We start from the raw sequence: 304 nt of genomic DNA, 5'->3' as shown, positions 1-304 counted from the left end.
TTGTTGAGGGATCGGGCGAGGTCGGGGAGGTGGGCGCGCGGGTCGGTGTCGGCGAGCGTGCGGTAGTGGGTGACGGCTTCGGTGGCGGAGGTCAGGGCCGCTGCCCGGTCGCCGTGCTCGGACTGCAGGACGGAGAGGTTGTCGAGGGCCTCCGCGAGGTCGGGGAGGTGGGTGGTGGGGGCGGAGTCGGCGATGCGTCGACGGATGCCGATGGCTTCGGTGGAGTATGCCAGGGCGGCTTCCCACTTCCCGCGGCCGGACTGGTGGTTGGCGAGGTTGTTGAGGGATCGGGCGAGGTCGGGGA

Annotated in this window: 1 pseudogene; it reads right to left on the bottom strand. The window is 71.4% G+C overall.

The annotated features are described in order from the left end of the window. A pseudogene (locus PUR61_RS29265) lies at positions 1 to 304 on the bottom strand (ATP-binding protein); the annotation flags it as partial.

Origin of the sequence: Streptomyces sp. BE20 (genome assembly GCF_036322525.1) — a bacterium.
Taxonomy (GTDB): domain Bacteria; phylum Actinomycetota; class Actinomycetes; order Streptomycetales; family Streptomycetaceae; genus Kitasatospora.
This window is presented reverse-complemented; position numbering and strand designations above follow the sequence as displayed.